The organism is Bradyrhizobium huanghuaihaiense, from assembly GCF_007830635.1.
Taxonomy (GTDB): domain Bacteria; phylum Pseudomonadota; class Alphaproteobacteria; order Rhizobiales; family Xanthobacteraceae; genus Bradyrhizobium; species Bradyrhizobium huanghuaihaiense.
Genome location: NZ_VLLA01000001.1, coordinates 270926 through 293926, shown reverse-complemented (window position 1 = coordinate 293926; position 23001 = coordinate 270926). Strand labels below are relative to the sequence as shown.

General features: G+C 64.8%; 20 protein-coding genes. 4 read left to right on the top strand and 16 right to left on the bottom strand.

What is annotated here, in order from left to right:
- Nucleotides 1-32 precede the first annotated feature (32 nt).
- From IQ16_RS01330 to rpsT, 10 genes are all read right to left on the bottom strand, one after another.
- Entirely contained in the window at nt 33-800 is a 768-nt protein-coding gene (locus IQ16_RS01330) for a phospholipid scramblase-related protein (RefSeq protein ID WP_145831159.1), read from the bottom strand.
- A gap of 225 nt (nt 801-1025) precedes the next feature.
- On the bottom strand, nt 1026-3461 hold the full coding sequence (gene gyrB / locus IQ16_RS01325) for a DNA topoisomerase (ATP-hydrolyzing) subunit B (RefSeq protein WP_018644230.1): 2436 nt from the start codon (nt 3459-3461) through the stop codon (nt 1026-1028).
- Nucleotides 3462-3745: 284 nt separating this feature from the next.
- A complete protein-coding gene (locus IQ16_RS01320; protein ID WP_018644231.1) occupies nt 3746-4480 on the bottom strand; it encodes a hypothetical protein in 735 nt (244 codons plus the stop codon).
- A gap of 30 nt (nt 4481-4510) precedes the next feature.
- Nucleotides 4511-6667, bottom strand: coding sequence for a hypothetical protein (locus IQ16_RS01315; RefSeq protein ID WP_026312177.1), 2157 nt, complete (start codon nt 6665-6667; stop codon nt 4511-4513).
- Between the two features lie 158 nt (nt 6668-6825).
- Nucleotides 6826-7569, bottom strand: coding sequence for a hypothetical protein (locus IQ16_RS01310; protein ID WP_018644233.1), 744 nt, complete (start codon nt 7567-7569; stop codon nt 6826-6828).
- 113 nt (nt 7570-7682) lie between these two features.
- Nucleotides 7683-8819, bottom strand: coding sequence for a DNA replication/repair protein RecF (recF, locus tag IQ16_RS01305; RefSeq protein ID WP_026312178.1), 1137 nt, complete (start codon nt 8817-8819; stop codon nt 7683-7685).
- Nucleotides 8820-8906: 87 nt separating this feature from the next.
- Nucleotides 8907-9272 (bottom strand): endonuclease domain-containing protein, encoded by a 366-nt coding sequence (locus IQ16_RS01300; protein WP_018644235.1) that lies wholly within the window; start codon nt 9270-9272, stop codon nt 8907-8909.
- Nucleotides 9273-9399: 127 nt separating this feature from the next.
- Nucleotides 9400-10518, bottom strand: a complete 1119-nt coding sequence (gene dnaN, locus IQ16_RS01295; protein WP_018644236.1) for a DNA polymerase III subunit beta — start codon at nt 10516-10518, stop codon at nt 9400-9402.
- A 368-nt stretch (nt 10519-10886) separates the two neighbouring features.
- A complete protein-coding gene (gene dnaA / locus IQ16_RS01290) occupies nt 10887-12299 on the bottom strand; it encodes a chromosomal replication initiator protein DnaA (RefSeq protein ID WP_018644237.1) in 1413 nt (470 codons plus the stop codon).
- Between the two features lie 1277 nt (nt 12300-13576).
- Nucleotides 13577-13843, bottom strand: coding sequence for a 30S ribosomal protein S20 (gene rpsT / locus IQ16_RS01280; RefSeq protein ID WP_018644238.1), 267 nt, complete (start codon nt 13841-13843; stop codon nt 13577-13579).
- 372 nt (nt 13844-14215) lie between these two features.
- On the opposite strand from rpsT, the gene IQ16_RS01275 reads away from it, so the two are divergent.
- From IQ16_RS01275 to IQ16_RS01265, 3 genes are all read left to right on the top strand, one after another.
- Nucleotides 14216-14533 (top strand): hypothetical protein, encoded by a 318-nt coding sequence (locus IQ16_RS01275; protein WP_018644239.1) that lies wholly within the window; start codon nt 14216-14218, stop codon nt 14531-14533.
- A gap of 147 nt (nt 14534-14680) precedes the next feature.
- Nucleotides 14681-15337, top strand: a complete 657-nt coding sequence (gene msrA, locus IQ16_RS01270) for a peptide-methionine (S)-S-oxide reductase MsrA (RefSeq protein ID WP_018644240.1) — start codon at nt 14681-14683, stop codon at nt 15335-15337.
- Nucleotides 15338-15606: 269 nt separating this feature from the next.
- Nucleotides 15607-16347, top strand: a complete 741-nt coding sequence (locus tag IQ16_RS01265; RefSeq protein ID WP_026312179.1) for a polysaccharide biosynthesis/export family protein — start codon at nt 15607-15609, stop codon at nt 16345-16347.
- A 139-nt stretch (nt 16348-16486) separates the two neighbouring features.
- Here IQ16_RS01265 and IQ16_RS01260 read toward each other — a convergent pair whose 3' ends face one another.
- From IQ16_RS01260 to IQ16_RS01245, 4 genes are all read right to left on the bottom strand, one after another.
- On the bottom strand, nt 16487-16963 hold the full coding sequence (locus IQ16_RS01260; RefSeq protein ID WP_018644242.1) for a hypothetical protein: 477 nt from the start codon (nt 16961-16963) through the stop codon (nt 16487-16489).
- Between the two features lie 226 nt (nt 16964-17189).
- Entirely contained in the window at nt 17190-17864 is a 675-nt protein-coding gene (locus tag IQ16_RS01255) for a dienelactone hydrolase family protein (RefSeq protein WP_018644243.1), read from the bottom strand.
- 161 nt (nt 17865-18025) lie between these two features.
- Nucleotides 18026-18361, bottom strand: coding sequence for a hypothetical protein (locus tag IQ16_RS01250; RefSeq protein WP_018644244.1), 336 nt, complete (start codon nt 18359-18361; stop codon nt 18026-18028).
- 19 nt (nt 18362-18380) lie between these two features.
- Nucleotides 18381-19145 (bottom strand): alpha/beta fold hydrolase, encoded by a 765-nt coding sequence (locus tag IQ16_RS01245; RefSeq protein WP_018644245.1) that lies wholly within the window; start codon nt 19143-19145, stop codon nt 18381-18383.
- Between the two features lie 292 nt (nt 19146-19437).
- Here IQ16_RS01245 and IQ16_RS01240 point away from each other — a divergent pair, with 292 nt between their 5' ends.
- Nucleotides 19438-20532, top strand: a complete 1095-nt coding sequence (locus IQ16_RS01240; RefSeq protein WP_018644246.1) for an HD-GYP domain-containing protein — start codon at nt 19438-19440, stop codon at nt 20530-20532.
- A 135-nt stretch (nt 20533-20667) separates the two neighbouring features.
- On the opposite strand, the gene IQ16_RS01235 is transcribed toward IQ16_RS01240, so the two are convergent.
- Entirely contained in the window at nt 20668-22248 is a 1581-nt protein-coding gene (locus IQ16_RS01235) for an AMP-binding protein (protein WP_026312180.1), read from the bottom strand.
- 224 nt (nt 22249-22472) lie between these two features.
- Nucleotides 22473-22883, bottom strand: a complete 411-nt coding sequence (locus tag IQ16_RS01230) for a VOC family protein (protein WP_018644248.1) — start codon at nt 22881-22883, stop codon at nt 22473-22475.
- Nucleotides 22884-23001: the final 118 nt, after the last annotated feature.

Below are 23001 nucleotides of genomic sequence, written 5' to 3'. Positions count from 1 at the left end.
TCTCCCGCCAGCGGGAGAGGTTACACCGCGCTTCAATTGCGGAACAAATTGATTGCGCCGCCCTCGCCTTTGGCTTCGAAGTACATGAGATCGATGTAGATCGCAGCTGCGAGAACCAGCGCTCGCTCATCTTCTGTCAGGCTGCGTTCCAAATACTCCACCAGAAAATTATCACGGTCGGTGAAAAGTTCAGCGCCGAGGCCGGACCATTTTTTCGCAACGCGCGCGTGTTCTCGCCCTCCGCGCATGAACGGAAAGGTCCATACGCGCCAAAATGGCGAACTGACTTCGAGCACCACTCTCCCCTGCGCATCGTGCACGTGGAAGGTCTTGGTGAGAATCGAAAACTGGCGCTCGATGGTTCCGATGAGGCGGCCGTCGCGCGAACGCAGCTCCAGACATTGAAAGAACCAGCGGAAGGGATGAATCCCGCGCATGACCGGCTGTCGGGCGCCGTCGAAAAAGTGAACCTCAAAGGAGCGCCAATGCCCAAATGCCTGGCGCCCGAGGAAGCCGAGAAATCCCTTTTGCTGTTCGGCCGCATAGAGCAGATCGCGGCCATTTTCATCGCGGATGCGATGCTTGTTGCGGGTTTCGAAGCCGAAGAGTTCGGCCATTTCGAAGACCTGCTGCACGTACATTTGGCGCTGCTCAGCTAAAATCCGCAACATGTCGCTCGGACCTCTTCCAAGATCTGCCTTCAGGTTCATCGCGCCGGCTCTCACCTTGGCTCCGGCGCTTTCGTCAGCGAGCTGCGTGAAATTCGCGTCGGGCAACGCGGCAGGCGGCCGATGGGGCACGCTACTTCGTCGCGATGGCGGGTGGGGAGGTTCAGGGGAGTGATGTTTGCCGCAAGCGCAGGTGCGCTCCCTCCCCCGCTTGCGGGGGAGGGCTGGGGAGAGGGTGTCGCCGCAACGGGACAATCCCCAAGCGGTGAAAGCCCTCACCCGGCGCTACGCGCCGACCTCTCCCGCAAGCGGGAGAGGTTGCACCGAGGATGACGCCCCATCGGGGGTCAACCAGCCTCAGATATCGATCGTCGCGCTTAGCGAGTGTTCCTGGATGAAATCGCGGCGGGGCTCGACCACGTCGCCCATCAGCTTGGTGAAGATGTCGTCGGCCTCGTCGACCTCCTTGACCTTCACCTGCAGCAGCGAGCGCACCTCGGTGTCGAGCGTGGTCTCCCAGAGCTGCTCCGGGTTCATCTCGCCGAGACCTTTGTAGCGCTGCAGCGTGATGCCCTTGCGCCCCGAGTCGGTCACCGCCTCGAACAGGTCCGACGGGCCATGGACCACGTGCTCGCTGTCCTTCCGCCGCAGCTTGCCGGAGCGCGCATAGACGTCCTGGAGCTTGGTCGTGTACTCGTCGAGCTTGCGGGCCTCGGCGGAGCCGAGCAGCGCATCGTCGATCATGGCCGCTTCCTTGACGCCGCGCACGGTGCGCTCGAACAGGAAGCCCTGGCCCTCGACGAATTGGCCCACCCAGCCGCGTTCGACTTCCTCGGCCTGGTTGTCCAGGCGGTTCGCGATGTATTGTGCGGCGGCCGCGGCATTCTCCGGATTGCCGTAGATCGACTTGTTCAGCACGCCGGTGATGGCGGCCTGCTCGACCACCTTGCGGTTATAGCGGCTGTGCAGATTGCGCAGGATGCTGCGGACCACGCGGGCATCGTCGACCAGCGCGCGCAGATCGCGCCCCGAGCGGTCGCCGCCGGTGCCGGGGATGTACACGCAGTCATCGAGCCCGGCGTCGATCAGATAGTCTTCCAGCGCGCGCTCGTCCTTCAGATACTGCTCGGACTTGCCGCGTGAGACCTTATAGAGCGGCGGCTGGGCGATATAGAGATAGCCGCCGTCGATGATGTCGCGCATCTGCCGGTAGAAGAAGGTCAGCAGCAGCGTGCGGATGTGGGCGCCGTCGACGTCGGCGTCCGTCATCACGATGATCTTGTGATAGCGCAGCTTCTCGACCGAGAAGTCGTCGCTGATGCCGGTGCCGAGCGCGGTGATCAGCGTGCCGATCTGCTCCGATGACAGCATCTTGTCGGGGCGGACGCGTTCGACGTTGAGGATCTTGCCGCGCAGCGGCAGCACCGCCTGGAATTCGCGGTTGCGGCCCTGCTTGGCGCTGCCGCCTGCCGAGTCACCCTCGACGATGAACAGCTCGGACTTGGCCGGATCCTTTTCCTGGCAGTCGGCGAGCTTGCCGGGCAGCGATGAGACCGACAGCGGGCTCTTGCGCGTCAGCTCGCGCGCCTTTCGCGCAGCCTCGCGGGCCGCCGCGGCCTGGATCACCTTGCCGACGATCATCTTGGCTTCGCTCGGGTGCTCCTCGAACCAGGCCTGGAGCGCCTCGTTGAGGACGTTCTCGACCACGGGACGCACTTCCGAGGACACCAGCTTGTCCTTGGTCTGCGACGAGAATTTCGGATCGGGCACCTTCACCGACAGCACGGCCGTCAAGCCTTCGCGGCAGTCGTCGCCGGTGAGCGCGATCTTCTCCTTCTTCGCATTGGCCTCGGCATAGCCGTTGACCTGGCGCGTCAGCGCGCCGCGGAAGCCGGCGAGATGGGTGCCGCCGTCACGCTGCGGGATGTTGTTGGTGAAGCACAGCACGTTCTCGTGGTAGCTGTCGTTCCACCACAAAGCGGCCTCGACGCCGATGCCGTTGGCTTCCGAGCGCACCATGATGGGCGTCGGCACCAGCGCCTTCTTGTTGCGGTCGAGATATTTGACGAACTCCTCGACGCCGCCGGAATAGTGCATCTCCTCGCGCTTCTCGACCGCATGTCGCATGTCGGAGAGGGCGATGTTGACGCCGGAATTGAGGAAGGCGAGCTCGCGCAGACGATGCTCGAGCGTCGCGAAATCATATTCGATGTTCTTGAAGGTCTCGGTCGAGGCGAGGAACGTCACCTCGGTGCCGCGCTTGCCCGGCGCATCGCCGACCACGACCAGCGGTGCCACGGCATCGCCGTGGGCGAACTCGATGTAGTGCTCCTTGTCGTCGCGCCAGATGCGCAAGCCGAGCTTGCTCGACAGCGCGTTGACGACGGAGACGCCGACGCCGTGCAGGCCGCCGGAGACCTTGTAGGAGTTCTGGTCGAACTTACCGCCGGCGTGCAGCTGGGTCATGATGACCTCGGCCGCGGAGATGCCTTCGCCCTTGTGGATGTCGACGGGAATGCCGCGGCCGTCGTCGCGGACGGTGACGGAATTGTCGGCGTTGAGGATCACGTCGACGCGCGAGGCGTGGCCCGCGAGCGCTTCGTCGATCGCGTTGTCGACGACCTCGTACACCATGTGGTGCAGGCCCGAGCCGTCGTCGGTGTCGCCGATATACATGCCCGGGCGCTTGCGGACGGCGTCGAGACCCTTGAGCACGCGGATCGATTCCGCACCGTATTCGCTCGGATTGGAGGGCTCGTTTTCGGCAGCGGGCTGCCGAGCAGGTTCTGTCATGAGAGGCCTTCGAAATGTCGCCCGAATCAGCGGCGCAAAAGGCGCTGATTTGCGAGCCTATTTGTGCCATGAAAGACCGCTTGCGCCTAGCGCAAAGTATCTTCCGGCAACCCTTTGAGCAGATAGGGTTTTTCTGCCGGTTTTCAAGGCGCGTGAAGGCCGATTCCGAGGCTCGCGAAAAGCCCGATTCGAGACCCTGTTTTTGGCCCTCGAAGGCGTGGATTTTGCGGGGGGTAAGGAGCGTGTTCCGAGGCGCCATGGCGCCCCGGGATTGGCCTCCGGGGTCAGTAGATCTGGGACGGCTTCTTGTCGTCGCTGAGGCTCCAGGCCTCGCCTGAGGCGAGGGTGACGGTATCGGTGCGCAGCAGGAGGCCCCACGCGCGCAGCTCGTAGGAATACGTGCCGGGCGGCAGATCCAGCGTTTGTGGATGATTTTCCCCGCCAGCGATCTTGATGGTCTGACCGTTGATCGTGAGCGTAGCTACGTCTGGCCTTAGATAGCCGAATATCAGCCGCGCTTGTCCTGGCATCGGCAGGAAATTGGCCTTGGCCACAGCCTCCGTATTCCGTTGCACCAGGTCGACTGTGGTCTCGCCCTTCGCGCGGCCGAGCTCCAGGGTGGCCGGCCCCTTCGGGGAAACGAAGGCGAGCCGGGCGTGATCTGCAGCAACCACAGCGCCATCAGGCTTTTCCTCCCAGCCGCGCCTTGCGAGCTCCGTGCGGTAGAAGGCGAGCACGGCGCTGAGCTCGGCCGGCACATGGGCTTCGAGTCCGACCCGCAGCGGGATTTCGATGCCGGTCACATGGGTGGTGTTGGAACTGGAGGAGTTGTGTTGCTTCGGCACCGGCAGGTCGGCGTCGGGATCCGCCGGTGTGAGTGCGGTCGAAGTTTGCGGTGATGGATGCGGTATCCATCCGCCGGCGCTTGCGGCGACCAGACCGCCCGCGAGGAGAGCGAGGCCGCACAGCGGCAGCAACCACCGTGCCGGACCTCTCATCGCACGCCTTACCGTCGTCATGTTCGGTCTCCGCATCAGGGGCCCGATGGATCAATACATCTGCAGCGGGAGCACCTCGCCGGTCGGACCCACCATCAGGCCCCAGGCATCGCCTGCGGCGACCGTGAGGGTCTCGGTGCGGGCCGGACGGCCGGGCATGCGCAGCGCGTACTGGTATGTCCCGGGCGCGAGATCAAGCATCGGGCCCTTCGGCGATTGCGGGCCGCCGGCGCCGGCCGCGATCTTGATGGTCTGCTTGTTGATGGTGAGCGATGCGTCCTTCGGCCCGATATTGCCGAGCATGACCCTGGCCTGGCCCGGCTTGGGCATGATGTCCGCCTTGGTCGCGGCCTCCGGATTCTTCTGCGCCAGATTGACTGTGGTCTCGCCCCTGGCGCGGCCGAGCTTGAGCACGGCCGGGCCCTGCGGCGAGGTGAAGTCGATCTGCGCAAGCTCCGCGGAGACCGTCGCGCCCTCGGTCTTTTCCTGCCAGCCGAGCTTGCCGAGCTCGGTGCGGTAGAACGCCAGCACGTCGCTGAGCGGGGCGGGGATGCTGGCTTCCAGCTCGCGGCGGAACGGGGTCTCCGTGCCCGGCAGTCTTGTGGTTGCGAGCGAGGTCGACGACCGCTGCGTCGGCGCCGGCAGCTGGGATTCGCTGTCGGGCTTGAGCGGCTCGGACGACTTGGCCTGGACCTCCGCAGGCTTATCCGCAGGCTTGGCGGCGGCGACCTTGAGGCCCGTTCCCTCGGCGCTGACCCTCACCCTGGGGCCCATCTGCAGCACGGTGAAGGAGATCGATTTGCCGCTTTTGGCAAACTCCAGCATCGCCATGTTGGGCTGGTTGATGACCGAAGGCCGCTCGGTCCAGCCCAATGGTTTCAGCGAGGCGCGGTAGAACGCGGTCAGCGCCTTCACGCTCGATGTCGACGAGAATTCGAGGCTGCCGTCACTGCCTTCGAACTTCACGCCCTCGGCGTTCTCCGGCAGCGGCACCGGCGTGTTGCTGCCCGCAAGTGCATTGAGCGGCGCATCGGACAGCGCGGCTGCCTGCACCTTGCGCCGCGCTTCGTCGGCAGCGATGAGCTGCTTGGCTGCACCTAGCGCATCCCCAAGGAACTTCTCGTCGGCTTCCTTCTTCGCCTTGGCGCGGGCGGCGAGGGCGGATTCCTTCACCTGCGCGGTCAGGCTGACCATGGTGAAATCGTATTTGCGGCCGAGCCGCAGCACGCCGGTTTCATCAGTGTTGGAGATCTTGATCGCCACCTCGTCGCCGGGCGCGAGCGGCGCGCTGCCGTCCTCCTGCCAGCCGCGCGCGGCGAGCTCGCGATGATAGAAGGCCAGCACCGCGGGCAGCTCGGCCATCGCGGCCGCCGACATCTCGCGCTTGTTGGAGGTTGCGCTGCCAAGGCTCTTGGCCGTCTTGGTCGGGCTAGGCCGCGGCAGGCCGGCAAGATCGTCATCGGCCTTGAGCTCGCCGGGCAAGGCGAACGGCGCGACGCGGATGTCGACATTGGTCCGGCCATCGTCACGGCGCGTCAGCGTCAGCATGACGGGCTTCTGCCTGTAGAAGCCGGTGACCTCGCTGTCGGCATGCTCAAAGAACGCGCGCACGCCGTTGGGAACGGTCTCATCCAGGCTGTTCGTCCAGCGCGCGGCCGTCTCGGGCGTGAGCTTGCGCCAGCCGATCGCATCCATCTGGCTCTTGTAGAACTCCGCCGTCGCATCGAGCGCGCTGGGCGCGATGCAGCCGAGATAGGGCCTCGTGCCGTCGAACACGATGTCGCTGGCGCCTTCTGGAAACGGCACGTTCGAATAGATCCGGTCAGTCGAGTAATAGACCACGGACTGGTCGGGCCGGCCGAGGGCTTGCGTGAAATGAACGGACAGGCCCTGCCGTCCCTTCCTAAAATTCAACGTGGTGCTCTTCTCCTCCAGCGGGCGCACATAGGGCACCCAGCCGGCCGCGCTGAGGAGCTTCTTCACCGCCGGCGATGTCACGGATTCCGGCGTCGGCATGCGATATTCGACGCGGTAGAGATCGGGCCGCGAATTATTCTCCACCGCGCCTTCGAGCTGCGGCAGCGCGTGGACGTCGACGATACCGTCGTCGGCGCGCGCCGGCAGCGAAGCGCTCGCCATCAGCAGAAGGCCGCAGGCAAGCAGCCGCCAGCGTGCCGGGACCTGCGTCCCGCGCTTGATCATCGACATCGCCAAAACTCCTGGATTTCGCGCGGGTCGACCCCTCGCGCAATTGCAGGCTGCGACACCGTCGGCGCGGCCTCGGATGAGAAGTCGCGGCAGGAACCGGGCAGGTTCAACCGGGTACCCTGGTAGCGGGCGGGGAGGGCTGACCGAGAGCAGGCGGCTCAATAAAGATGAAGCGGTGACCACGCATCGCCGTCGCGTCCGACCGTGAGCTCCCAGGTATCTCCGGCCGCGATGACGAGGATGTTGGTATGGGCCGCATGCCCCGGCACGTTCACTTCGTATGGATATTTGCCGGGCGGCAGATCCAGTGCGACGGCGTTGGCGCCACCGGCGCGCGTGATGGTCCGCGCGTCGATCGTGAGCGCGGCATCCGTCTCGCCGATATTGGAGAACACCACCTTGGCCTGGCCGGGTTCGGGCATGACGTTCGCCCTGGTCGCCGTATCCGAATTCTTCTGCACCAGCTCGACCGCGGTGCTGCCTTCCTTGCGGTGGAGCTCCAGCAGTGCCGGTCCCAACGGGGAGGCGAAGGCGAGCTGGACACGATCGGTGGCGATCACCGCGCCGTCGTGCTGCTCCTGCCAGCCGAGCTTGCCGAGTTCGGTGCGGTAGAAGGCGAGCACGTCGCCGAGGTCAGCGGGTACGGTCGCCTCCAGCCTGGTGCGGAGCGGGGCTTCGATGCCGCTCACCACGGTGGTGTGGATGCCCCTGTAGCTGTAACGGGTCGGCGCGGGCAGTTTTGTCTCGGGATCCGGCGTGAGCTCGGCCGAGAACAGCACGGAGACATGCGGCGCCCAGGCGCTGGCGGTTGCCGCAAGCAGGCAGCTTGCGAGGAAAACGAGGCCGCACGCAAACGCCCGCCATCGTGCCGGGGTGTGCGCCCCGGACCTTACCGTTCGCATCTCACTCTCCAAGAGATTGCGCGTCATCTGATCGCGCGGTAACGGCTGCGACACCGTCGGCGCGGCCTCTGGCAGCTAGTCGCTGACGGAACCGGGCGGGTTCAATGCGGCGGCTAGCGCCGGGCCGATACGCGTCCGCTCTCGACGTCAAACACTTCGCCGCCGGCGCCAATCTCGGCGAAGGCGGCCGGGTCCGCGCCGGTCAGCCAGACCTGCGCGCCGAGCTTGCGCAGCTCGTCGAACAGCGCGGCGCGCCGGTTCGGATCGAGATGGGCGACGACCTCATCGAGCAGCAGCAGCGGCACGATGCCGGTCATCTCGGCGACCAGCGTGGCGTGCGCCAGCACGAGGCCGATCAGCAGCGCCTTCTGCTCGCCCGTGGATGCGTCGCGCGCGGCCATGCTCTTCGGCGCATAGATCACCTGGAGATCGGTGAGGTGCGGGCCGTCGGTGGTGCGGCCGGCGATGGCATCGCGCGGACGGTTGTCGCGCAGGATCTGGCGATAGCGGTCCTCGACCGAGGTCGCGGTCTCCTGGAGCAGCGCGTTCTCCATCCAGCCGTCGAGCGCGATCTGCGCCGACGGGAATGCGGAGGCTTGCGCGCGCGTGTTGAGCATGCCGGTCAGCCGCGCCGCGGTCTGGCCGCGTGTTGCGGCGACCGCGACGGCGAGCTCGGCGGTCTCGCGCTCGATCGCGTCACACCAATGGTCGTCGTAATTGCGCGTCTCGAGCAGACGGTTGCGCGAACGCAGGGAGCGTTCGAGCGCGTTGATGCGACTGGAATGCTCGTTGTCGATGGCGAGCACCAGGCGGTCGAAGAAGCGCCGCCGCTCGGAGGCCGCGCCCATGAACAGCCCGTCCATCGCCGGCGTCAGCCACACCATGCGGATATGGTCGCCGAAGCTGGCGGCGGAATTGACCGGCTCGCGGTCGATGCGGCAGCGCCGGCTGACGGCGCTGTCCGCCCGCGGCGCATCGATGCCGGTGCCGAGCGTCGCCAGCCCCAGCGCGCCCTGGACCTGCGCCGACACCGCCCAGGAGCCGTCGCCCTGGTTGTCGGCGACGTCTTCCAGCGTGGCGCGCCGCAAGCCGCGGCCCGGCGACAGGAACGAGATCGCCTCGATGCAATTGGTCTTGCCCGCGCCGTTCGGCCCGACCAGCGCCACCATGTCAGCCGCCGTCTCGAGCTCCGCCGCCCGGTAATTGCGAAAATGCGTCAGCGTCAGGCGATGAATACGGGAGGGGGTCATGATGTTGTCGCGAACGGGACTCTTCACCCTCTCCCCCTGTGGGAGAGGGTGGCGCCTCACGCAGTGAGGCGACGGGTGAGGGGTATGTTACCGCCCGGCAAGCTTTGCAAGGATATCCTCCAATACAGAGACGGGCCGCTGTAGCACGTCATTGTTCCAGTAGCGCTCTACCGAGAAACCCTCTGCCGAAAGTGCGTCGTCACGAGTTGCGTCACGGTGCGATTCTGCATGCTGGCTTCCGTCGATTTCGATCACCAGGCGCTGATCGAAGCAGACGAAATCCAGGATGTAGTTCTTGAACGGAACCTGTCGGCGAAATTTGTATGCCGACAGTCGACGGTCTCTGAGCAGGCGCCACATCGCCGCTTCAGCATCCGTCGGCTTGTGCCGCATGTTCTTCGCAAACTGGCGGAGATGTTTGGGGACCGGCCGATGGGACGGTTCCTGCGGCACTAACCCCTCACCCGATCGAGTATGTGTCCGCCAGCGGAGCTGCCCTCTCCCACAAGGGGAGAGGGCACAATAATGCGCATCGAGCTTGGTTCTAGAAACAGAGTGGGCTGTCGAGGGACCACGTCCCTCACACCCGCATCGGCATCAGCACGTACAGCGCGCTCTTGTCGTCGCGGTCCTGGACCAGGGTCGGCGAGCCGGGGTCGGCGAGCCTGAGCGTTGCGACGTCGCCTTCGATCTGGGCGGCGATGTCGAGGAGGTAGCGGGAGTTGAAGCCGATATCGAGGGCGTCGGAGGCGTATTCGACCTCGAGCTCTTCGGTCGCGCTGCCCGAATCCGGATTGGTCACCGACAGCACCAGCTTGCCCGCCGACAGCGACAGTTTCACCGCGCGGCCGCGTTCGCTGGAGATCGTGGAAACGCGATCGACCGCGTTCTCAAAATCCTTCTTGTCGACGACGAGCTCCTTGTCGTTGCCCTGCGGAATGACGCGGCCATAGTCGGGGAAGGTGCCGTCGATCAGTTTCGAGGTCAGCACGACGTTGCCGATGGTGAAGCGGATCTTGGCCTGCGACAGCTCGATCGTCATCTCGGCGTCGGTGTCCTCGATCAGGCGCTGCACTTCGCCGACGGTCTTGCGCGGCACGATCACGCCGGGCATGCCCTCGGCGCCCTTGGGCTGCACCAGGTCGAGCTGGGCGAGGCGGTGGCCGTCGGTGGCAACGCCGCGCAGGGTGGCGGCCTTGGCGGTGCCGGCGGCATGCAGATAGATGCCGTTGAGATAGTAGCGCGTCTCTTCGGTCGAGATCGCGAACTGGGTGCGGTCGATCAGCCGCTTGACGTCCTTGGCGGCCAGCGAGAACGAATGCGACATGTCGCCGGCGGCCAGATCCGGGAAATCATTCTCCGGCAGCGTCTGCAGCGTGAAGCGCGAGCGGCCGGCGCGGATCGCCAGCACGGCGCGGTCGCCGTCGGCTTCCAGCACGATCTGCGAGCCGTCAGGCAGCTTGCGCACGATGTCGTAGAACATGTGCGCCGGCACGGTGGTGGAACCGGCGGTCGCGGTTTCCGCCGCGAGCGTTTCCGTCACCTCGAGGTCGAGGTCGGTCGCCTTCAGCGACAATTTGGCGTTCTCGGCCCGGACCAGCACGTTGCCGAGGATCGGGATCGTGTTGCGGCGCTCGACCACGCGGTGGACATGGCCCAGTGATTTCAGGAGTTGCGCGCGTTCGACCGTAACCTTCATTGCACTACTCGCCCGATCCCCAAGATGAGAAGGCCGGGCGGCGGGACGCGCGCCACGGCACCGAAGACCCCGAAAAGCCGGGTCATCCAGCCGATATGACCAAAGCCGTCAGGGTCGCGCAAGGTGTCTCGGATGGCCCCCGGATTCAAGGGTTGGGAGGCAGTTCCCCACGATTTACAGGCAGAAGCGTAACCGTCGCCCAGACACAGGTGCGCTCCCTCGCCCCGTTCTTACGGGGAGAGGGTTGGGGTGAGGGGCCTCTCTCCGCGGGCGAGCCTGCCGATGGACCTGTACCCCCTCACCCGGATCGCAAGGGCGATCCGACCTCTCCCCGCAAGCGGGGAGAGGTGAAAATAAGAAATAGGCCTTTATTCCTGAAGCTGGCGCTTCAGCGACTCCACTTCCTCCGACAGCGCGGTGTCCTTGGAGACCAGCGCCTCGATCTTGCGCACGGCATGCAGCACCGTGGTGTGATCGCGTCCGCCGAAGCGGCGGCCGATCTCGGGCAGCGAGCGCAGGGTCAGCGTCTTGGCGAGGTACATCGCCACCTGGCGCGGGCGGACCACGTTGGCGGTGCGGCGCGAGGACAGGAGGTCGGAGCGGCTGACATTGTACTGCCGGGCCACCACGCGCTGGATGTCCTCGATCTTGATCCGCTTCGGCTCCTGCGGCCGGACCAGGTCGCGCACCTCGCGCTCGGCCATCTCCAGCGTCACCGGCTGGTTGTTGAGCTTGGAGTGCGCCAGGAGGCGGTTGATCGCGCCTTCGAGATCCCTGCCGTTATGGGTGATGGTGCGCGCGAGATAATGCAGCACCTCCTCCGGCACGTCGAAGGTCGCGTGATGGGTGCGGGCCGCGGCAACGCGCGACTTGAGAATGCCGTGGCGCAGCTCCTCGCCGAGCGAGCCCATCTCGACCACGAGGCCGCCGGCAAGGCGCGAGCGCACGCGGTCATCCAGGCTCTCGAGATCGGACGGCGGACGATCGGCCGCGATCACGACCTGGCGGCCGGCATCGATCAGCGCGTTCAGCGTGTGACAGAACTCGGCCTGCGTCGACTTGCCCTGCAGGAACTGCAGATCGTCGATCACGAGCACGTCGATGCCGCGCAGCGCTTCCTTGAAGGCCAGCGCGGTCTGCGTCTTCAGCGCGGCGACGAAGCCGTACATGAATTTCTCGGCCGTGAGATACAGCACCTTGCGCTCGTTGCCGGAATTGCCGGCCCAGGTCACGGCCTGAAGCAGATGCGTTTTGCCGAGGCCAACACCGGCATGGATGTAGAGCGGGTTGAACATGACGGGGTCGCCGCGGCGTCCCTCGGCGACCTGGCGCGCGGCCGCATGGGCCAGCGTGTTGGAGCGGCCGACGACGAAGCTCGCAAAGGTCAGGCGCGGATCGAGCGGCGAGCCGCCGAGCGCATCATGATTGGCCGAGACCGGTGCGGTCGCGGTCGAACGCAGCTCCGGCGCAGGCGCGCGGCGCGCCTCGACCGGCGCGGGCGCTTCCTTCGGCGGCGCCACCGGGCGCACCGCGGAGCGAACGGTGAGATCGATACGATGCACTTCCGGCATCTCGGCCTGCCAGCACGACAGCACGCGCTCGGCATAATGGGCCTGGATCCAGCTCTTCAGGAAGCGGGTCGGCACCGAGAGCCGCACACTCTCCTCCTGCACGCCTTCGAGATCCATGCGTGCAAACCAGCTGGTATAGACGTCTTCGCCAACGCTCGAGCGCAGCCGACCCTTCACGCGTGACCAGCGATCCTGTTCCGATGTGTTCATCGTCAAAACTTCTCTTGAGAGCTCAGATTGAATTTGTGAGCGCCATGCAGGGTTCCTGCCGGAATCCCCGGATGACGCGACCTCGAGCGAGTCCATCGTCAGGCATGGCTCGACCGTTCGGCGCGAAGCGCCGCGGGTCAGATCAGCGATGTCTTTGATGGAGGGGTCGCGAGGTCAGCGCGTACTCGACGCGCCCGTGCATGTAGGAGGCTGAACGCAGGACGGATCGGAAACGGCATCGTCGAACGATGGAACTTGAGTCAATACCGCGTTGAATCCGTAGGACATGATACCCTCCCCGTCCTGCCGTGATCGCTCACGGCAAGGTCCTGCGTAAAAGACAACCGCGCCGTATACCTGTCGCGGATGCCTGCCCGTCTGCACTAGTCGTCCGTTCGGCTTCGCCATCACGAATATCGGGGTAGCCGCAAGATGTCTCTCATTTGCGCTTGGCGCGAGCGGGGTGCTTGAGATCCCGCTTGGAGACATTCAGACAAAGAGCTACCGTTCCCACATCGCTATGGGTTTTGTACCGACAATCGCTTGTTGAAGCGTCGCCAACGTGCACACCGCCGCCGATTTGCACGCTCGCCCCGTTTCCGATACCGCGCTGGTCTCAAGATCGTGGGCGCCGCGAACGACTTAAGGAATACACTAAGCGGAAAGACTCGCAACGGAATTGATTCACACTTGAGGCATCAAAAAACTTGACCTCGGTTAACGCCGCGCGGGACTTGTGCACAGGCTCTGAAGCAAGTTTTTGGATTCGTGCACAGATTCGAAAATGCGGCGCCTCATGTGACAAATCCCCGCCAACGCCAAAAAATTTTTACAAAAGCGTCACGCACCCGACGCGCGAGCGAATTTTCCAAATGCTTGTCGCAGCTATGTCGATAAGTGATTAGCGAGACATCGTTTTTTGAGTCTCGTTTCACAGGGTAACTCCACCTGTGGCAGCAACCCGGTGAATCTACGGTGTGCAGAACTTTTCCGCGCGAGAACTCATCTTAGCCCCGCGCCGCAGGGGTTTTTCGCAACGCGGTGAAAGTTTCCGCTGTTGCAAAATCACCCGCAGGTAGAACCGCGGAACGCATCATAGTGCGCACGATGCAAATCTTCCACGTGGAGATTGCGAGGTGCGTGACCGCTTGCGTGAATATGACAGGCAACAAAAAAGCCCGGCGCGATGCCGGGCTCTTTGTCGTGCTGATCGGATCAACCGATCAGATGATGTCGCAAGCTCACTTGCGAGCTCACTTGCAAGTTCAGTTGCAAGCTTACTTGGCGAGCTTGGCGATCTGCGCGGTGAGGCGCGAGACTTTGCGGCTGGCGTTGTTCTTGTGAACGATGTTGCGCTGCGCGGCGCGCATCAGGGCGGGTTCGGCATTCGCCAGTGCCTTGATGGCGGCGGCGCGGTCGCCGGTCGCGATGGCTTCTTCGACAGTGCGCACGGCGCCGCGCATCTGGGTGCGGCGCGACTTGTTGACGGCGGTGCGGCGGGCGATCTTGCGCGTCGCTTTCTTGGCGGAAGTGGTATTGGCCATGGTCTCAATATCCTTTGCGGGTACCGGTCGCGTCTTGGTCGGGTAGCGCCGGCTTGCTTGACCGCGGAATCGACGCTCGGATTTAGGGTGTTCGGTTGCTGGGCCGTTCCCGGAACATGAGGCTCAAAAAGCCTGCAACCGCTCAAAGAACAGCGGCGGCAGGATTGCGCCCACCGCCAGTTGGCGCCCTTATAGAGAGGGTCTGTGGCACCGTCAACGCTTTCCGGGCTGGAAAACAGGCCTCAGGCGGGCCGAACGGGGGTCGTAACGCCCTGAACAGGTTGAATTTCTGCCGTCCCCCGGCTATTGGCTGGCGGCATTTCATCGGCATTTCCAGGGCTCGTCCGATCGGACGACCGTATAGGGTGAGGCATGATCCGCGGCTTTTTCCGACTGATTGGGCTGTTGCTGCTCGCCGGCGGGTTCATCTTCATGGTCTATGACGGCGCCCGCTGGGTCGCCGACCAGACCCTCAAGTTCACCCGGTTCGGCCAGTTCTGGAACGACATCAACCAGGCCAGCCAGACCGCCTTCCGGACCTGGGTCGAGGCCAAGGCGCCCTGGCTCTGGACCTCGGTGATCCGCCTCGTGCTGGACCAGCCGGTCTTTGCGGTCCTCGGCATTCTGGGCATCCTGCTGATGGTCCTGTTCCGGCCGCGCAAGCCGCTGATCGGCTATTCCAGGGATTGATCTTCAATTCCCGCCGGGATTGAGGCAGAGAGCGCGGCGTAACAACGCTGCCCCTTCCTGCGTAAACACCTATATTCCCACCTGATCGCGAGCACGCCGCCTGAGCATCTGGCTCACGCGACGGCCAGCTCGTTTCGGAGACCCATCATGCTGTTCATGCGCAAGACCACCGCATTGCCGAGCGCAGCTGAAGCGCTGCCGGGCCGTGCGCAGGCCATTCCGACCGCGACCATCCATTTCGTCAACGGCAGCAAGTTGAAGCCGCCTTATCCTGCCGGCCTCGAGCAGGCGGTGTTCGGGCTCGGCTGCTTCTGGGGCGCCGAGCGCAAATTCTGGGAGCTCGGCGATGGCATCCATACGACCGCTGTCGGCTATGCCGGCGGCCACACGCCGAACCCGACCTATGAAGAGACTTGTTCGGGACGCACCGGCCACACCGAAGTGGTGCTGGTCGTGTTCGATCCGAAGAAGATCTCTTACGAGAAGCTGCTGAAGACGTTCTGGGAGAGCCACAACCCGACGCAGGGCATGCGTCAGGGCAACGACGTCGGCACGCAGTATCGAAGCGCGATCTACACTTACTCGGATGCGCAGAAGAAAGCGGCCGACGAGTCGAAGGCGCTCTACCAGAAGGCGCTCGCCGCAAAAGGTCTCGGCGCCATCACCACCGAGATCGCGCCGGCCGGCGAGTTCTATTTCGCCGAGGACTATCATCAGCAATATCTGGCGAAGAATCCCGCCGGCTATTGCGGCCTGGGTGGCACCGGCGTGTCCTGCCCGATCGGCGTCGGCGTGAGCGCGTAAGTCAGCCGCGATTGAGGTGTCGCTTACCCTCCCCTGGAGGGGGAGGGTCGGCTCACATTGAGCGCAGCGAAAATGTGAGACGGGGTGGGGTGACGGTCTCTCCACGTCCACACCGCCCGTGCGGAGAGATCACCCCACCCCGCTCGCGCTTCGCGCGATCGACCCTCCCCCTCCAGGGGAGGGTGCGGACGTCATTACCGTTCGCTCAACGCTTTATTAACCATAACCGGTGCATCACTGGAGCCATCTCGTTTCGAGGGACAGGTCCGGTGCCGGTTGCACGCGCGTTTCGATCGTCGATCTCGGCAGTTGCATTGGCAGCGTCCGCCGCGCTGACCCTTGGCGGCTGCATGCAGACTGCCGGCCCCGTCGCTATGGTACAGCCGCGCCCCGATCTCGACGCGATGGTCTATGGCCAGCCCTACAGCGCGCCGCAGCCTGTTGTCGTCGCCGACGGCGGCGGCGCCATCGGCGCGCTGCGCAATTCCTTTGCCTCCGCGCCGATGCCGGTCGGTTACGCCGCGCCGATGGCGGGGCCGGTGCGCTACGACGCCTCCTATCATCTCGACGCCGGCGACAAGCTCCGCGTCGTGGTCTACGGCCAGGAAGGTCTCACAAACAGCTACGCCATCGATGCCGGCGGCTCCATCACCATGCCGCTGATTGGCGCGGTGCCCGCGCGCGGCCGCACCACCGCAGGGCTCGCTGGCGAGATCGGCGCGCGCCTGCGCAACGGCTACATCCGCGAACCCTCGGTCGCGGTCGAGATCGACACCTATCGTCCGTTCTTCATTCTCGGTGAAGTCTCCGCGCCCGGCCAATATCCTTATGTGCCGAACATGACGGTCGAAAGCGCGGTTGCGATTGCCGGCGGCTTCTCGCCGCGCGCCAAGCGCGACGTGGTCACCGTGACGCACAGCGAGAACGGCGGCGCCATGCGCGCCGTGGTGCCGCTCGGCACACCCTTGGCGCCGGGCGACACCGTGTTCGTCGGCGAGCGCTGGTTCTGAAATTCGCCGTCATTCCGGGATGGTGCGTTAGCACCAGACCCGGAATCTCGAGCTTCTCAGGTGCGCAATTGCGCACCTGAGTTCGCGCTTCGCGCGCCCCGGAATGACGGCGGGATAGAAGAGCGCGCTACGTCCGGGCTCATCTCCGAAAATCGAGCCGTCCGTTCGGGAAACATCCGTCGATCCTGGTGGCATCGACCACGCGCCCAACCCATGGCCGCATGATTGCCGGCGTGGTCAGGTTGATGTACTTCCCGACCAGGCGCGCGCCGTCGCGCGCGGCGTCGATCAGGCCGTGTCGGCGGCCGTTGTCCCAGTCGAAGCGCAGATAGATCCGGCTTCCCGCGATGCGGATTTCCGCGCGCCCCTGTTTCCATTTGTCAGGCATATCGCCGGCAATGGTCGGATCGGCGCCGCCGTTCCAGCGGCTCGCCCAGACGCCTTCGAGGGGATCGGGCGCGGCAATGGTTGCCCAATGAGCCGCGTTATCGTCTTCCGCATCGCCTGCCAGCGCGGCCGTCGCGGCATAGTCCATGACCTCTGGATCGTCGGGCTCCGGCACGTCCATGGTTCCGAACGGATTATGGATGATGAGGTGCGTGATGGCTTGCTGCATGGCGGTCTCCGGCGTGAGTTGGCTTGATCGGCAAGCTCTATCGCCGGGCGTCAGGCTGCAGCCACCCGATTCCTGCTTTGAGGGATGGCACAACTCTCTGCTCCGTCATTCCGGGATGCGCCGCGAAGCGGTGCAGGCCCGGAATCCATAACCACGAACTGGGGTTATGGATTCCGGGCTCGCGACTTCGTCGCGCCCCGGAATGACAAGAGGAGAGATCCGCGCGCTACTTCTTCAAATGCTTCGCAAAGAACTCCATGCTCCGCGGCCAGGCGAGGTCGGAGCTCGCCTTGTCGTAGCTCGGCCGCTCGTCGCAATGGAAGCCGTGCTGCGCGTTCGCGTAGATGAAGACTTCGACGTCCGGCCGCTTGGTCTTGATCGTCTCGACGTCGGTCAGCGGAATGCCCGCATCCTTCTCGCCGAAATGCAGCTGCGTCGGAACCTTCGGCGTCTCGTCGGCGAAGCGCACGACAGCGCCGCCGTAATAGCCGATTGCGGCCTTCAGTCCCGAGAGCCGCGTCGCCGCGACGAAGGCGATGCTGCCGCCGAGACAGAAACCGATGATGCCGACGGGGCCGACAGTCTTCGCCGCATCGATCGCAGCTTGCGTGTCGCGCAGCATCGCGGCCCAGTCCGGATTGGCGACGAACTTGCGCGCCTCGGCGATCTCGTCGGGCGTATAGCCCGACTGAAAGTTCGGCGTAATCCGGTCGAAGATGGACGGCGCGATCGCGACATAGCCTTCCTTGGCGAGGCGATCGCAGACCGAGCGGATGTGATGGTTGACGCCAAAAATCTCCTGGATCACCACGATAGCGCCCTTCGGCCTGCCTGCGGGATCAGCGCGATAGGCGCCGAACTGGAAGTTATCGGAAGCCGTCAGCTTGATGTCTTGTCCCACGCGGGTTGTCCTTCTTGGTTGATCGTCAATCCACTCTCTCCCCTCATCCTGAGGAGCGCGCCCTTCGCGCGCGTCTCGAAGGATGCAAGGCCGAATGCAGCAGCAGGGCCTTCATCCTTCGAGACGCTTGCTGCGCAAGCTCCTCAAGATGAGGGCAGCACCTACTCCCACATCCAGTTCTCGCCGTAATCCTCCTTCCAGCCCGCCAGCCGCCCGTGGCGGAATTGCAGGAACAGGCGATGGCGGTAGGGGATCAATCCGCTGCCGCCGAGATTGCGCAGCGCGAGGTAGATCTCGTTGCCGGGGCGCCCGCGCACATATTGCAGGGGCTGCCCGAGAGCGCGCGCGGTCTGCTCGGCATCCATGCCGAAGGCGAGCGGCGTGTTGTTCGACAATGTGGTGACGAAGGGCTGGCGCGGCGGCACGGTGCCGAACGGCTCGGCCTGCGCAGACATCGACAGCAATACGGCGCCCGCAACCACCATCGCCCGCTTCATGCCCAAAGATCCTTCTGGCCTATCCCGGCAAGTTCTTCAGGAAAGGCGCGACCGCGTCAACAAAAGCCTGGGGCTGATCGATGTTGACGGCGTGCCCAGCGGCGGAGATCACGACCTTTTGTGCGCCTGGGATCTTGGCGGCCATGTAGTCGGACGCGGCGAGGAACGGCATGTCATCGGCGCCAACCACGATCAACGACGGCACCTTGATATCAGGGAGCAGTTCGATCACGCGCGCATCGCGCTGGGTCAGCATGCCGCGTGCAGCAAGCGCCAAACCCTTGGCGTTGCGATGACTGGCCGTGGCGCGTTCGCGCGTCGCCTGCTTCAGCACGTCGAGGCCTTCGCGGTCGAGCCTGTCGGCGGTGGCGAGCGCCCGTGCGTTCCAGGCCTCGCGCGCATCATCCTTCTTGAAGCCGGGGCCGGTGTCGATGATCAGCAGCGCGCGAGCGCGTTGCGGATAGGCGCGATAGAAGGCGAGCGACATGTAGCCGCCGAGCGAAAGGCCGCCGATGATGGCGCGCTCCGCGCCGACGGCATCGAGGATCGCTGCCATGTCGCCGACCGTGAGCGCTTCGCTATAGGCCGCGGGATCATCGGGATAATCGGACTGGCCGTGGCCGCGCATGTCCCACAGGATCAGCTTGTGATCCCTCGCGAGCGCATCGACCTGGCCGTGCCACATCGCCGAGGTCGAGGAGTAGCCGTGGGTGAGCAGAAGCGGCGGCCCCTCGCCATGGACTTCGTAGTAGATGCCGACGCCGTCCCGATTGATCCCAGGCATTGTTTCCCGCCCCTTCTTGTTTCGCGTTCATTCTAGCCGGGATCAATTCGGTCGCGCGACACGCCCTTGCGCATGAACCCGATGTGTCTCGATAGCCCTCCCTCCCGGCGCTCGAAAAAATCCAGTATCATGGGGTTGTTTTCGCCGCTTTTTTTGTTCCGGTCCCGGAACCCGGATTCCCTAAAATTGCTCCTAAAGCTGAAGGGTTCCATTGAGCACGCCTCTTAAGGCCCGGAGAACCTGATCCGGCTTAGGCTGACGCCAAATCCCGACCCGTGCCTTTGGGGAAGCCATGAACGCGCCAGCCAAAATCGCCGCCAAACGCCGGCTTCTGCTCGCCTCCGACCGGAGCGACGAGAGCACCGAGCTCGCCAGCATTTTGAAGGCGGTCGGTGAGGTCTCGACGGTGACCACCCAGGACATCCCCGAGCAGCCGGCGCGCGATCTCTCCGGCCTCGTCGTCGACATCAACCTGCGTTCGCCTGAGAGCGTGCAGCGGGTCCGCAACAAGCTGCGCGGCGATGCCTATCGCTCCATGCCGCGGCTGTTCGTGCTTGCGGACGCCCTGCACCACGGCACCATGCAGGCGTGGGCGCTGGGCGCCACCGACACGATCTCGCGGCCGCTGCAGCCCGATGCCATCCTGCAGCGCATCCGCGCCGCGTTCCCCGACACCGCCACCTATGACGCGACCGATCGCGGCAAGACGCTCAATCGCGGCGTCGAGGCGGCGCATGCGGTGCTGAAGAAGATGTTCGAGAAGCTGCCGCTCGGCGTGCCCCTGACCTTCGACGACGTCATCGCCGCCGAGAGCAAGATACTGAAGGCGATCAAGCATTCCTCGCTGCGTGAATGGCTCACCACGGTCGGCTGCCATCATGTCGGCAGCTACCGGCACTGCCTGTTCGTCACCGGCTTTGCGGTTTCCTTCGCCCAGCATCTCGGCATGCGCGAGGACGACCAGCGCCGCCTGACCCGTGCCGCGCTGCTGCACGACGTCGGCAAGGCTTTCGTTCCGTCCAATCTACTCGACAAGCCCGGCAAGCTCACCGACGAGGAGATGGCCGAGGTCCGCCAGCATCCGCGCCGCGGTTATGACGCGCTCGCCGCGCAAGGCGGCTTCCCGCCGGAGATGTTAGATGTCGTGCTGCATCACCACGAATTCCTCGACGGCAGCGGCTATCCGAACGGCCTGTCGTCGAACCAGATCAGCGACATCGTGCGGCTGACGACCATCGTCGACATCTACGCCGCCCTGGTGGAGAAGCGCGCCTACCGCATGCCCTTCACCCACTCCCGCGCCTTCACCATGATGGAAGGCATGGGCGGCAAGCTCGACCAGCAGCTGCTGCAGGCGTTCCGCCCGGTGGCGCTGGGGTCGTTCTGATGCAACGTTCTCCGCTGCCGTAGGGTGGGCAAAGGCGCGAAGCGCCGTGCCCACGAGCTTTCTCCGATCATACTCAGCATGGTGGGCACGCTTCGCTTTGCCCACCCTACGGCAGCGTGCCGTTTGGCGACGTCGCTACCCCACCATCTTCCGCAACTCCGCCTTCGCCACCTTCTCCAGCGTCGAGCGCGGCATGTCGTCGACCAGCCTGATCTCGCGCGGCAGCTTGAAGTCGGCGAGGCCGGCGCGGCAGGCGGCCATCACGCGGTCATGGAAATCGAGCGGCGCAGCCGCGACGCCGCCATGCGGGATGATGAAGACGACAGGCACCTCGTCCAGCATCGGGTGCTTCTTCGCCACCACCGCCGCCTCGCGCACGCCCGGCACCACTGCGATCACCTGCTCGATCTCGGAGGCCGCGACGTTCTCGCCGCCGACCTTCAGCATGTCCTTGGCGCGGTCGCCGAACTTGATGAAGCCGTTTTCCAGGCGCTCGACGCGGTCGCCGGTGAGGAAGAAGCCGTGCTCGTCAAAGCTCTCGCGCGTCGCCTTTTCGTTGTGCAGATATTCGGCGAACAGCGACAGGCCGGGGATGCCCTTGATTGCAAGGTTGCCGGTGTCGCCGACCTCGGTCGGCCGTCCGTCATCGTCGGAGATGCGGATCTGATATTCTGGCGCGGCGCGGCCGATCGACATCGGTATGTTGGGCTGGTCGACCTCGCCGACGATGCCGTGTGTGATGGTCTCGGTCATGCCCCACCAGCCGATCATCTTGACGCCGAAGGCGGCAAAGGCCGGCGGCTCGTTGATCGCGGTGCCCCATAGGCGGAATTTATGGTCTTTCGGGATCTCCTGCTCGAGCAGCGCCTTCATGCAGAACGGGATGGTCGAGGTCCAAGTCGCGCCGTGCTCGCGCGCGACGCCCCAGAACCGGCTCGCGGAGAAGCGCGGCTGGATCACGCAGGTGGCCCCGACCCACAGCGTCGCCAGCATGGAGTAGGCCAGCGCATTGGTGTGGAAGAGCGGCAAGTATGCCTGGTGCACGTCGCTCGCATGCAGGTCCTCATGCGCAGCGTTGATCTTGGCGCCCCACAGCGCGTTGGCATGAGTCCACAGCACCGCTTTGGGCCGAGACGTCGTGCCTGAGGTGTACTGCACGCTGCACGGCGCCAGCGGGTCCGTCACGCGCTTCGGACGATCGGCGCTGTCGGCGAACAGCGATTCGAAGCTGTCGCCGCGCGAGACCGCTTGCGCAGCCGCCGCGCCGGCATCATGCGAGGTCACCGCCATCCAGCGGATGTTGCGGCAGTTCTGCGCAACGACCTCCGCATAGGCCGGCTGCGTGATCGCAGCGACCGCGCCGCAATGATCGGCGAAATATGCGATCTCCGCCGGCGCCGAGCGCGTGTTGGTCGTGACGGCGATGGCGCCCAGCTCGACGCAGGCGAACCAGGCCAGCAGCGCCTCGATGCAATTGTCGAGATGAATGAGAACATATTCGCCCGGCCTGACGCCGCGCCTTCCGAGCCCCGCCGCGAGCGCGCCGACCCGCTCGTGAAACTCGCCATAGCTCCAGCGCCGCGCCGGCGCGTCGAACGGCGCCCAGATCAGGAACGGATGATCACGCCGGACCTCGGCGCGCATTCTCAAGAGCCAGGGCACGTCGAGCCCGTCGAATGGACCCACGATTCCGGCTGCGGTGTGTTGAACAGGCATGGCGACCTCCCGTGCAGCCTGCATCTTGCTGGCGGCTGCTTTTCGATTATTGCGTCTTCCTGCCATCGGATGACGCGGGGAGCAAATCGGGGGGCGAGCTCTCTCCGCCGTCATTGCGAGGAGCCCTTGCGACGAAGCAATCCAGACGGCTACCGCGGAGGCGGTCTGGATTGCTTCGCTTTGCTCGCAATGACGATGGGGCTGGCTGCGCAGCGCTCCCAGCCTCAATCCTCGTACGACGAAATCTCGATCAAACTGCCATCGGGATCCCGGCAATAGACCGAGCGCAGCGTGCCGCGGGCGCCCTGCCTGGGGCCCGGGCCTTCCTCGATGGCGACGCCATGTGCCTTCAAATGCGCCACCACCTCGTCCGGAGCGGAGGAGGTGAGGAAACAGAGATCCTCGCTGCCGGCGGTCTGATGTTCCGCGGTGAACCACTCGACTTTGTCGGCATCGCGCGGACGGACGTTGATCTTCTGGTTACCGAACTGAAGGGAAGTCCGCGGCGCTTTGCCGCCGCCGGGGTCGAACACCTTGACTTCCATGCCGAGAATCTTGCGGTACCACTCCGCTGTCACCACGACATCGGCGACGTTGATCACGAGATGATCGAGGGCTTCGACCTTGACCGGCATGCCTTATCCTTTCGTCGCGATGCGCCCCGCGCACTTTCCGCCCGCAGCAAGCTTTGTTACAACCGCGCGGACGCCGCTTTCAAGACATCCGGCTTTCAAGAACAACACTGGGAGAACC

Bases quoted from the DNA above. Each gene is read 5' to 3' on its own strand.
- IQ16_RS01310 (WP_018644233.1), bottom strand. From the start codon at position 7,569: ATGCGAACGGTAAGGTCCGGGGCGCACACCCCGGCACGATGGCGGGCG.
- gyrB (WP_018644230.1), bottom strand. From the start codon at position 3,461: ATGACAGAACCTGCTCGGCAGCCCGCTGCCGAAAACGAGCCCTCCAAT.
- dnaN (WP_018644236.1), bottom strand. From the start codon at position 10,518: ATGAAGGTTACGGTCGAACGCGCGCAACTCCTGAAATCACTGGGCCAT.
- IQ16_RS01320 (WP_018644231.1), bottom strand. From the start codon at position 4,480: ATGACGACGGTAAGGCGTGCGATGAGAGGTCCGGCACGGTGGTTGCTG.
- rpsT (WP_018644238.1), bottom strand. From the start codon at position 13,843: ATGGCCAATACCACTTCCGCCAAGAAAGCGACGCGCAAGATCGCCCGC.
- IQ16_RS01250 (WP_018644244.1), bottom strand. From the start codon at position 18,361: ATGAAGCGGGCGATGGTGGTTGCGGGCGCCGTATTGCTGTCGATGTCT.
- IQ16_RS01240 (WP_018644246.1), top strand. From the start codon at position 19,438: ATGAACGCGCCAGCCAAAATCGCCGCCAAACGCCGGCTTCTGCTCGCC.
- dnaA (WP_018644237.1), bottom strand. From the start codon at position 12,299: ATGAACACATCGGAACAGGATCGCTGGTCACGCGTGAAGGGTCGGCTG.
- IQ16_RS01230 (WP_018644248.1), bottom strand. From the start codon at position 22,883: ATGCCGGTCAAGGTCGAAGCCCTCGATCATCTCGTGATCAACGTCGCC.
- msrA (WP_018644240.1), top strand. From the start codon at position 14,681: ATGCTGTTCATGCGCAAGACCACCGCATTGCCGAGCGCAGCTGAAGCG.
- IQ16_RS01260 (WP_018644242.1), bottom strand. From the start codon at position 16,963: ATGCAGCAAGCCATCACGCACCTCATCATCCATAATCCGTTCGGAACC.
- recF (WP_026312178.1), bottom strand. From the start codon at position 8,819: ATGACCCCCTCCCGTATTCATCGCCTGACGCTGACGCATTTTCGCAAT.
- IQ16_RS01275 (WP_018644239.1), top strand. From the start codon at position 14,216: ATGATCCGCGGCTTTTTCCGACTGATTGGGCTGTTGCTGCTCGCCGGC.
- IQ16_RS01315 (WP_026312177.1), bottom strand. From the start codon at position 6,667: ATGTCGATGATCAAGCGCGGGACGCAGGTCCCGGCACGCTGGCGGCTG.
- IQ16_RS01235 (WP_026312180.1), bottom strand. From the start codon at position 22,248: ATGCCTGTTCAACACACCGCAGCCGGAATCGTGGGTCCATTCGACGGG.
- IQ16_RS01245 (WP_018644245.1), bottom strand. From the start codon at position 19,145: ATGCCTGGGATCAATCGGGACGGCGTCGGCATCTACTACGAAGTCCAT.